The organism is Lentzea terrae (assembly GCF_003265345.1).
In the GTDB taxonomy this organism is placed as follows: domain Bacteria; phylum Actinomycetota; class Actinomycetes; order Mycobacteriales; family Pseudonocardiaceae; genus Lentzea; species Lentzea terrae.
Genome location: NZ_QFWW01000002.1, coordinates 500,813 through 510,450, shown reverse-complemented (window position 1 = coordinate 510,450; position 9,638 = coordinate 500,813). Strand labels below are relative to the sequence as shown.

At 67.6% G+C, this 9,638-nt stretch carries 8 protein-coding genes; 1 reads left to right on the top strand and 7 read right to left on the bottom strand.

Going from position 1 to position 9,638, the window contains the following annotated elements; genetic code table 11:
* Positions 1–208 (bottom strand): hypothetical protein (locus DI276_RS05635; RefSeq protein WP_198680471.1); only part of this gene is annotated, 208 nt, incomplete at its 3' end.
* A gap of 131 nt (positions 209–339) precedes the next feature.
* Complete coding sequence (locus DI276_RS05630; protein ID WP_232836472.1) at positions 340–4,905, bottom strand: DUF2341 domain-containing protein; 4,566 nt, start codon at positions 4,903–4,905, stop codon at positions 340–342.
* Here DI276_RS05630 and DI276_RS50755 point away from each other — a divergent pair.
* On the top strand, positions 4,877–5,194 hold the full coding sequence (locus DI276_RS50755; protein ID WP_198680469.1) for a hypothetical protein: 318 nt from the start codon (positions 4,877–4,879) through the stop codon (positions 5,192–5,194). The genes DI276_RS05630 and DI276_RS50755 overlap by 29 nt on opposite strands.
* Before the next feature lie 39 nt (positions 5,195–5,233).
* Here the strand turns inward: DI276_RS50755 and DI276_RS05625 are convergent, their stop codons facing one another.
* From DI276_RS05625 to DI276_RS05605, 5 genes are all read right to left on the bottom strand, one after another.
* A complete protein-coding gene (locus tag DI276_RS05625; protein WP_157984538.1) occupies positions 5,234–6,226 on the bottom strand; it encodes a COG1361 family protein in 993 nt (330 codons plus the stop codon).
* Between the two features lie 19 nt (positions 6,227–6,245).
* Positions 6,246–6,779, bottom strand: coding sequence for a hypothetical protein (locus DI276_RS05620; RefSeq protein WP_112262173.1), 534 nt, complete (start codon positions 6,777–6,779; stop codon positions 6,246–6,248).
* A gap of 299 nt (positions 6,780–7,078) precedes the next feature.
* Positions 7,079–7,885: a sigma-70 family RNA polymerase sigma factor gene (locus DI276_RS05615; protein ID WP_112262172.1), complete on the bottom strand. Its 807-nt coding sequence runs from the start codon at positions 7,883–7,885 to the stop codon at positions 7,079–7,081.
* 149 nt (positions 7,886–8,034) lie between these two features.
* Positions 8,035–9,174 (bottom strand): beta-ketoacyl synthase N-terminal-like domain-containing protein, encoded by a 1,140-nt coding sequence (locus DI276_RS05610; RefSeq protein ID WP_112262171.1) that lies wholly within the window; start codon positions 9,172–9,174, stop codon positions 8,035–8,037.
* 40 nt (positions 9,175–9,214) lie between these two features.
* The gene (locus tag DI276_RS05605) at positions 9,215–9,622 is read right to left on the bottom strand and encodes a DUF6431 domain-containing protein (RefSeq protein ID WP_157984537.1); all 408 of its coding nucleotides are present in this window, start codon (positions 9,620–9,622) and stop codon (positions 9,215–9,217) included.
* Between the last annotated feature and the right edge of the window lie 16 nt (positions 9,623–9,638).

Genomic DNA, 9,638 nt, shown 5'->3' with positions numbered 1-9,638 from the left:
TGGTGATCGCGGTGCTTTGAGCGGCGGTGAATCCCGTCGTGGAATACACACTCGCGGTCCATCCGGCAGCGTTGCCCCGCGCGTCGGCGACGGTGACGGTTCCCAGCGCACCGCTCACCGTCCCGCCCGGAATGGTGCTGCCTCCGGTCAACGTCGCCGCGGCAGGCACCACCACGGAAAGCGTGCCGCCCGTGGTCGCGAACGACACGGTGGAATCCTCCGCATTCGCTGGAGCAGCGGTACCGACCGCAATGGCGGCTGTGGCTCCCGCGACAAGTGATCCGATGCGTTTACCGAACACGACACCCTCCTGGCTCCTTCGAATTCGACGGGTGCTTCCTAAACGACGGAGTGCGTGACTATTCCGCTGTAGGTGGCGGGGACCAGAGTTATCGGTACCGTGACCATCAGTGTCGGGTTCCACGTGGCCTGGTTGATGCCGTTGCCGCCGCCCAGCGTGAAGCAGGTGCGGGAGGTGGTGAGGTCCTGCGCGGCTCCGGAGGTGTTCTGTCCCGGGGTGAAGGTGCCGGTGCCGGTGGTCGCGGTCGACGGCCCGGACCAGTACCTCAGGTTCGCGAGCGGAATCGTCTTTCCGGCACCGGTCAAGGTGGTGGACGACACGGAGACGGTCCACGACGCGCTGCTGCTGCCGCGGTTGTCGATCACCTGCACGGAGCCGAGCGCGCCGCTGACCGTGCTGCCGAGTGCGCCGCTGCCCAGGTTCGCGGTGCTGGGCAAGGCGATCGACAGCGAGCCTCCGTTGACGGTGAGGGTGAAGGACTGGGTGGCGTTGGGGGTGGTCGAACTGCTGGCCGTGATCGTCAACGGGTAGCTGCCCGCGACCGCGGCCGTGCCCGACAGGGTTGCCGTGCCGTTGCCGTTGTCCACAAAGGTCACTCCGATGGGCAACGTGCCGGTCTTGCTGAGAGCAGGCGTCGGCACACCCGTCGTGGTGACGGTGAAAGTGCCCGCCGAGCCCGCCGTGAAGGTCGTGCTGTTCGCGCTCGTGATAGCGGGCGCCTCGGTGTAGGCGACCTCGCTCGCTGTCGAGAAGAAGGTGGACGGCGAGCTCTGGGAGTTGTACTCGGTGGTGATCCAGCCTGCGCTTCTCGCCGTGTTCGAGACCCTGACCTCGTCGACGGATCCCGGGAAGTAGCCGGCCAGGCTGTTGGTCCAGCCGGGGTACATCATGTATGAACCGATGCGCCACCAACCGGTGTAGCTCTGTGGTGAGGTGCCGGTCGCGGCGGTGCTGACGAGAGCACCGTCGAGGTACAGCGAGATGGTCTGGGCGACGTTGTCGTACACACCGGCCGCGTGGTGCCACGCTCCGTCGGTGACGGTGCCGGTGCTGGCGGCCATGCGCAAGGCGCCGTCGTAAACGCCGAAACGCAGCTTGCCGTCGATTCCCACCCAGAGCATCCGGTCGTAGTTCGCCTCCAGGACGCCCGTCTGGTCACTCGCGTAGCCGACGATCTTCTTGCCGGACGCCGTCGAGGTCTTGAACCACGCCTCGACCGTGACGGTGTTCGGCACCGTCGCCTGCGTGGTGGTCGAGATGTAGTCGCTGGTGCCGTCGAGGGTGATGCTGCCGTCGACCTTGCCGGCGACCTGGGCGCCGGAGGCGATCGAACCCTGTGCGGTGCCGTGGTTGGCGTTGCCGGTCGAGTCCTTGAACTGCGGCGCCGTGCTCGTCGGCCCCTCGGACAGGTGCCAGACGCCCTTGAAGCCGGAGTCCCAGACCGCGCCGGCGTTCTGCTGGTCGGTCGCCGAGGCGTTGCCGTAGTACATGTAGACGACCGTGTCCGCGGTGGCGGACAGGCTGGGCACCTCGACCCAGCTCACGAGTGCGCCGGTACCGGACGTGTAGGTCTCGTTCTGATGGTTGATCTTCGTGACGCCGTCCGAGCTGGTGAAGAGGATGTCGTTACCGCTGGACTGGGCGCGGGCGGCGAGATCGGAGTCGGTTCTGCTGACCAGGAACGGGAAGTTCGTCAGGTTCGCGCCGACCTTGGTGCGGTCGATCGTGATCGTCTTGCGGTAGTGCCAGCCGGTGTTGTACCACCCCGACACGACGGTGAGGGTGAAGCTCTGGGTGGCGTCGGGACTGATCCCGTTGTTGGCGGTGATGCTCAGCGGGTACGTGCCCGTCGCAGTCGATGCGGGCGTGCCGGCCAGGGTGGCTGTTCCGTTGCCGTTGTCCACAAAGGTCACACCGCTGGGCAGGGTGCCGGTCACGCTGAGGGAGGGCGCCGGGCTGCCGGTCGTGGTGACGGTGAAGGAGCCCGGCAGGGTCGAGGAGAAAGTGGTGCTGCTCGCACTCGTGATCGTCGGTGCGGCGGAGTACGCCTCCTGACCGGCCACCGAGAGAAACGTGGACGGCGAGCTCTGGTTGTTGTACCTGGTGGTGATGGTCGACGTCGGCCAGGCCGTGTTGGACACCCGGATCTCGTCGATGCTGCCCTGGAAGTGACCGTCGACGGCGTTGGGGTAGGGCGCCACGTGATAGCTGCCGAAGCGCCAGTAGCCGTTGAACACCTGAGCTGAGGAACTGGAGACCCCCGTGGCCGCCACGCCGTCCACGTAGAGGGTTGCCGTTGTCCCGTTGTAGGTGCCCACGAGGTAGTGCCACTGGTCGTCCGCGATGCTGCTGCCCCACGCGGAGGTGCGAGTCGAGCCGTCCCACAGAACGAAGCGGGGCCTGCCGTCGGTGCCGATGTAGATAACGCGGTCGTAGTTGTTGGTGGAGGTGGTGCCGGTCTGGAAGTCCTCGAAGTTGATGACGGGTTTACCGAGGGAGGCGGTGGCAGAGACCTTCGCCCAGGCCTCGATCGTGAACACCTGCGGGTTGGTCTGCTGGACGGCGGTCGAGACGTAGTCGTTGCTGCCGTCGAGGACGATGCTGCCGTTGACCTTGCCGGCGACCTGGGCGCCGGACGGCATCGAACCCTGCGCGGTGCCGTGGTTGGCGTTGCTGGTCGAGTCCCTGAACTGCGGGGCGGCGACGGTCGGGCTCTGCGACAGGTGCCAGACGCCCTTGTACTCCGAGCGCCACGTGCCGCTGACGTTCTGCTGGTCGCCGGCGGTGGCGTTGCCGTAGTACAGGTAGATGGTCTTGCTGACCGTGCTGGACAGGGAGGGGACCTGGACCCAGGCGACCAGTGTTCCGGACGCCGAGGTGTAGGACTCGATCTCGTGGCTGAGCTTGGTGACCTTGTCCGAGTCCGTGAACAGGATGTCGCGCCCGGTGGAGTGGGCGCGGGCGGCGAGGTCGGAGTCGGCTCTGCTGATCAGGACCGTGAAGTTCGTCGTGGTGGCCGAAACCTTCGTGTGGTCGATCGTGATCGCCTTGCGGTACAGCCAGGCCGTGTTGTACCAGGCCGCACCGACGGTCAAGGTGAAGTTCTGCGTGGCGTTGGGAGTGACCCCGTTGGCGGCGGTGATGGTCAGCGGGTACGTACCTGTGCTGGTGGGTGTTCCGGACAGGGTGGCCGTTCCGTTGCCGTTGTCCACAAAGGTCACGCCGGTGGGCAACGTGCCGGTCTGGCCGAGGGTCGGCGTCGGCGCGCCGGTCGTGGTGACGGTGAACGAGCCGGCCGAACTCTCGGTGAAGGTGGTGCTGTTCGCACTGGTGATCGCCGGCGCGGTGAGGGTCTGCTCGGTGCCGACCGAGGAGAACGTGAACGGGTTGTTCTGGTTGTTGTAGTTCGTGGTCACCCAACCGGCGGAGCGCACGGTGTTGGCCACGCGCACTTCGTCGATGGTGCCGGGGAAGTATCCGTTGACGCCGAAGGTGTTGTCGGACGCGTGATAGCTGCCGATGCGCCACCACCCGTTGCTGACCTCGGCCGCGAGGACGCCCGACATGCTGCCGGCCGCGACGCCGTCCACGTACAGGGTGAGTACATCGCTGACGTTGCTGTAGGTGCCGACGAGGTGGTGCCAGTTGCCGTCGGCGAGGTTGGTGCCCCCCGGCACCTGGCGGGCGGCGGAACCGTCCCACACGGCGAAGTGGGCGCGTCCATCGGTTCCGATGTTGAGAGTCCGGTCGTACAGGCCGGTCGCGGTCCCTGTCTGCACCCCCTCGTAACTGACGATCGGTCTACCCAACGCGCTGGAGGTCTTGACCCACGCCTCGACGCTGAGGACCTGCGGGTTGGTCTGCTGGTTCGCGGTCGACAGGTAGTTGGACGTGCCGTTGAAGGTGAGGCCGCCGCCGGAGTTCGTGGTCAGGCCCGGTGAGCCCTGGTAGGTGGCGTGGTTGACGTTGCTGGTGGAGTCCTTGAAGTTGCCTGCGGCCGTGCTGACGGACTCGGACAGGTGCCAGACGGAGGTGTTGGTGGAGTCCCACACCGCGCTGGCGTTCTGCTGGCTGGGGGCCGAGCTGTTGCCGTAGTACATGTAGAGCGTCGTGTCGGTTGTGCTCGACAACGAGGGCACCAGCACCCATGCGGTCAGCGCACCGGTTGCCGACGTGTACGACTGGATCTGGTGGTTGAGCTTGGTGGTGCCGTCCGAGTTGGTGAACAGGATGTCGTTGCCGTTCGACTGCGCCCCGGCGGCCAGGTCGGAGTCGGAGGTCCGCATGATCTTCACGGGATAGTTGGTCAGCGCCGAGCCGACCTTGGTGTGGTCGATCGTGATCGGCTTGCGGCGCTGCCAGGCGGCGTTGTACCAGCCCTCCCCGACGCTGAGGAGGAGTCTCTGCTCGACGGTTCGGCCGGTGGTGTCGCGGGCGCTGATGGTCAGCGGGTACGTGCCCGTGGTTCTGGGGGTTCCGGACAGCGTGGCCGTCCCGTCGAGGTGGTCGTCGAACTCGATGCCGTCAGGCAACGCGCCGGCTGCGGTGAGCACGGGCTTCAGCGAACGAGTCGCGGTGAGCTTGAAGGTGGCCGGCCGTCCCACGGCGAAGGCGGCCTGGTTCGCACTCGTGATCGCGAGTGGGACCGATGCCGTGGCGGCTCCGGGAAAGACGAGCGGCGGCAAAGTCACCAGCAAGATCGCGACCACCAGTCTGGCCAAAATCCGCCGCGGCAAAGCCATCACCCCAACTCGTCAGGAAAACGGTGCGCGGTCCCTCGCCGACCGCGCACCGCTCGCACCACCAAGGCAAGTATTTGGTTCCACTTGGCTCCTGCGCATTGCGCTGTCAGACCGAGTACCACAAGGTGTGATTTTCCTGGTTTTGCCGTAATCAGAATGTCCGGCAACGGTCACAGCGCTTTCCTGTCCGCTACAGCCCGCTCCGGAGAAGGGCGCGTCGGCGCCGCCACGAACGAATGCCGATCCAGAGCAATGCCGTGCACGCCACCGCGAGCAGTCCACTCAGCGCCGCGGTGAAATAGGCTGACTCCGGCACGACCGGTTCACCGATGCCGGGCGCACTGGGAAAGGTGATCACCGCGGTCGCGGTCCGGTTGATCAGGCCGCTCGTGAGGCTCAGCTCCGCCTTCCACGGGCCGACCGGCAAGTTCTGGTCGAGCAGGACCGACACCTGCGTCCTGCCTCCTGGCTCGATCGTCTTGCCGGCGGACACCTGGAACGGGCCCGCCCGCAGCTCTCCCGGCCCGTCCGTGAGCAGCAGCGAACCGCTCACGTCCACCGCTCGACCACCGGTGTTGTGCACCTGTGCGAGGACCTCTGGCCGCCCGTCGGCAGTGCGCGCCGGGGTGAGGTTCTCGATCTCGAAGTCCGACCTGGGTTCGCCGCCGGGTCCGATGCTGAGGTAGATCCGGACGCCAACCCTGTTGATCAGGCGTACCGTCCCGGGGGCGCTGGGCGGTGCGGCGACCTGTGCCCAGATGGCGGCGTACTGCTCGCCACCTGTCGCGTTCGCGGGAACGGCGATCGTCGCCAGCACCGCGGTCTTGCCGCGGGCGGGCAGGTCGAGCCGGGTGCGGTCGAAGGAGATCCAGGAGGACAACTCGTTGGACGCGCGATCACTGCCGCCGGTGAACTCGGCGTCCCGGATGTCGGCAGCGCCCGCGTAGACCTCGACGGACTTCGCCTCGTCCGAGGTGTTCCAGACCTCCACCCTCCTGCTGATCACGGAGCCGGGTGGGAGGAAGTCGACGATGTACTTGTTGGCCCTGGGGTCGTCGCGCCTGTTGGTCGGGGCGTCGAGCAGTTTGATGCCGATCCCGTCGTCGGCCATCCCCGCCGGCGTCGCGGACCAGCACCCGGTGGTCGCCGCACTCTGCACGAGCGCGGCGACCACGAGTACCACGAACAGCCGAGCAACTCGGTCACAGCACCGAATGCGTCACCACTCCGGAGTACGTGCCCGCGACCGCGGCCGCCGGGACGTTGACGATCAGCGTCGGATTCCAGGCCACCGAGTTGTTTCCGACTCCAGCGGTGAGAGCGAACGCCGCCCGAGATTCGGCCAGCGTCACCTTGTCATCGGCCGTGGCCTGTCCAGGCACGAACGTCGTGCCAGAGCCTGTTGGCGAGATCGCAGGTCCTGACCAGTAGTCCACGAGCGCCTTGCCGATCGTCTGAGGCGTCCCGCCGCCCGTGCTGAAGTCGGCGGAGGCGACCGTGGCCGCCCAGGTGGGAGCCAGCTGGGCCCGCGCGTCGGTGACGACCACGTTTCCCAGCTGCGCCGTGATCGTGCCTCCCGGCGACCCTGAGCCGAGCGCCACGGGCGACGCTGGTGCGTCGATCGCCAGCGCGCCCGCCGAGACGACGAAAGTCGTCGTGGTGGTGTCGTCGACGGCGCCTGCCGGACCGGCGGTGATCACCGCCACGGCCGTCGCCACGACCAATGCTCCGAACATGGTTCGAATTCCAGAACCGGTGTGAGGGTGCACGGCCAGCCTCCGTTGTCGCAGCTGTCGAAAGCCTGCGCTCAAGAAGTCGCAGGTCAATCAGGCTGATTCGAATGCTACGTCGCGGCACAGCCGGTCGCCATGCGGGAAGAATAATCACATCGTATTAACAGAATCACTCTGCGGCGCGCGTAATGAGTTAAAAAAAGCCGCGTCTCCCCGTGTGAGTCCCGCACTCGAGGTATGCGTCACTCGATTTCGTCGAAACTCGTTGACACGCCGGAAGGCGTCATCGGCGCCGGTGACGATCACGCGGCAGCCCAGGCGGCGAGACGACTGCGGAGCGTGCCACGCGTGGCCACCTCCGCGAAGTACGCCTCGCGTTTGCGTGCGGCCCGGCCGGACAGCGGCTCGGCCACCAGATCGCGGTCGAGTTGCGCGTTGACCCCGTCTCGGAGCAGCGCGAGTGCCTCGGCGCGCATGTGCGACACACGGGACTCTCCGACACCCAACTCCTCCGCGATGTCGGCCATCGAACGGTCTTGGAGGAAGTACCTGACGACAACGGTGCGGAGGTTGCCAGGCAGAGCATCGATCGCGTCCCGCAGGTAGCCGAACCGCTCACGCAACAGCACGACGTCCTCGGGACCAGGAGTCCGTTCGCGGACGAGGAGGTCCGCGGTTTCCTGGGTGACGCCTTGGAGGCTGACCGTCGCCGCCCGCTGCACGTCGTGGTGCCACGAGATCACCTCGCGCTCGGACACCCCGAGCAGCTGTGCGAGCTCGGCCGTGGTGGGCGTGCGGCCGAGTGCCGCCACCAGCTCGTCCTCGGCGGCCTGAAGCTCGCGGGCCCTGGTTCGAACCGAGCGGCTGGCCCAGTCGAGAGTGCGGAGGTGGTCGATCAGGGCGCCGCGGACCCGGACGCGCGCGACGTGCGCGAACGGCGCGTCGCCGCGATAACTCCGTGCGCACGCGACCAGCGCGGTCAGCCCGGCCGACAGGAGGTCGTCCCGGTCGACGTGTGGGGGCAGCCTGCGGGCCAGTTGCCCGACCTCGCGGTCGACCAGGGAGAGGTGACCGCTCACCAGTGCCTCGACTTCGCTGCTCAGTGCCATGAGGAGCAGTTTTCGGGCGTTCGGTGAGCACAGCGGTTTCCGCTCGGGTGCAGAACGGTTGTAGGGATCGCTCTGCCCTGCTCAAACCGCCCAGTGGTGGGAACCCCGCCGGGCGGTTCGAGGTTTGGCACGACTCCCTTCTGGTCCGCTCAGCTGGGAGGTGCGAGCACCACGACCGAGTTGTGGCCGCCCATGCCGAGCGACGACTTGACCGTGATGCCGTCAGCAAGGGGAGTGGGACCGTCGAGCAGCTGGGGATGGGCCCGCGCCACCGTGGGTGAGGCCGGCACGATCCCCCGTTCGTGCGCCAGGGCCGCGGAGGCGACCTCGATCGCCGCCGCCGCGCCCTGGCAGTGCGCCGTGAGCGGTTTGACCGAGTAGATGCCGGTGCCCCGCCTGAAGAGCGTCTCCACGACGGCCGCCTCCGCCCGGTCGCACTGCGCGGTGCCGGGCCCGTGCGCGTTCAGATACCGCACTGAGTCGGCGTTGACGCCCGCGTTTGCGAGCGCGTCCCGGAAACAGGTCATGACCTGCGTCAGCCCGGGCTCGATCGACGTCACGTGATGGGCGTCGTGTGACATCGCGCCACCGAGCAGGTGCACGTAGGGAGTGGTCATCTGCTTCGACAGCACCATCGCGACCGATGCCTCGCCGACGGTGAACCCACGACTGCCCTCCTGGAAGGGGCGGCATCCGTCCAGCGGGTCGGTGTCGGTGACAGCGACGCCGAGCCGCACGAAGTGGCTCACGTTCTCCGGCGTGGCGGAGAGGTCGGTGGCCACCAGCACCACGTCGTCGACCACACCGGCGTCCAGCCACGACTTCGCCGTGATCAGCGCGGCGTTGCCGGAGGCGCACATCGCGGACACGTTCATCGCCGGGCCGTGGAAGCCGTACTCCTTCATGAGGGTCGACATCGGCGTCGACGGCATGAGGGCGAGGAACTCCCGCACCGACACGCGCTGGTCGCGGGTGAGGTGGAACTCCCGCCAGAGATCCACTTCGCCCAGCACGACCGCGTGCAGGAGTCCGACTCGGCGACCGGGACGCCAGCCGCGACGGCCGGCGTCCGTGATCGCCTCACGTGCCGCACCCCGCATCGCCCGCGCGAACCGGCTCGGCCCGTCCTCGACAGAGCCGCCGTCCGGGACGAGCGCCACCCACGCGTCCTTCGCTCCGTAGCCGCTGACCAGGTGCGCGGCGGGCTTGCCGCTCACCAGCCCGTCCCACAGCTTCTCCCGGCCCCAGCCGTAACCGCTGACCACTCCGATGCCACAGATGCCGATCATGTCTTGTCCTTTCCTCGGGGTCGTACCCCTCAGAGCGGACTCAGCTTCCGGGACCTGATGAGAACCGTCCCGGGACATGGGGCGGACTCGTGTTGCGGCGGAAGGCGCGCAGCCAGTCCCGCACGGTGGTCTCCGGCAGACCGAGGATCAGCGCGATCCGGCGGTAACCCTTGCCGCCCAGGTGCGCGGCGATCGCCTCGCGGATGACCGGCGCCGCGTACGCCCGCCGCAGCACCATCCAGTCCGGTAGCAGCACGTGGGTGCGGCGGCAGTCGGCGCACCTGGCTCGGCGCGGGCGCACCTTCTGATCCGCGATGCCCCGAAACCGCACCACGCGTTCGCGCGCGGAGCCCCACGGCCGCAGCGGTCCCCGGCACACGGGGCAACTGAGCCGTCCGGCGTGCAAGGACTCCTCCAGCACCGACTTCGTCCCGCTCGTCACATTCATGCTCAATTCTCGTCAG

Coding starts and splice junctions, on each gene's coding strand:
- DI276_RS05620 (WP_112262173.1), bottom strand. CDS start 6,779: ATGTTCGGAGCATTGGTCGTGGCGACGGCCGTGGCGGTGATCACCGCC.
- DI276_RS05615 (WP_112262172.1), bottom strand. CDS start 7,885: ATGGCACTGAGCAGCGAAGTCGAGGCACTGGTGAGCGGTCACCTCTCC.
- DI276_RS05610 (WP_112262171.1), bottom strand. CDS start 9,174: ATGATCGGCATCTGTGGCATCGGAGTGGTCAGCGGTTACGGCTGGGGC.
- DI276_RS05605 (WP_157984537.1), bottom strand. CDS start 9,622: ATGAATGTGACGAGCGGGACGAAGTCGGTGCTGGAGGAGTCCTTGCAC.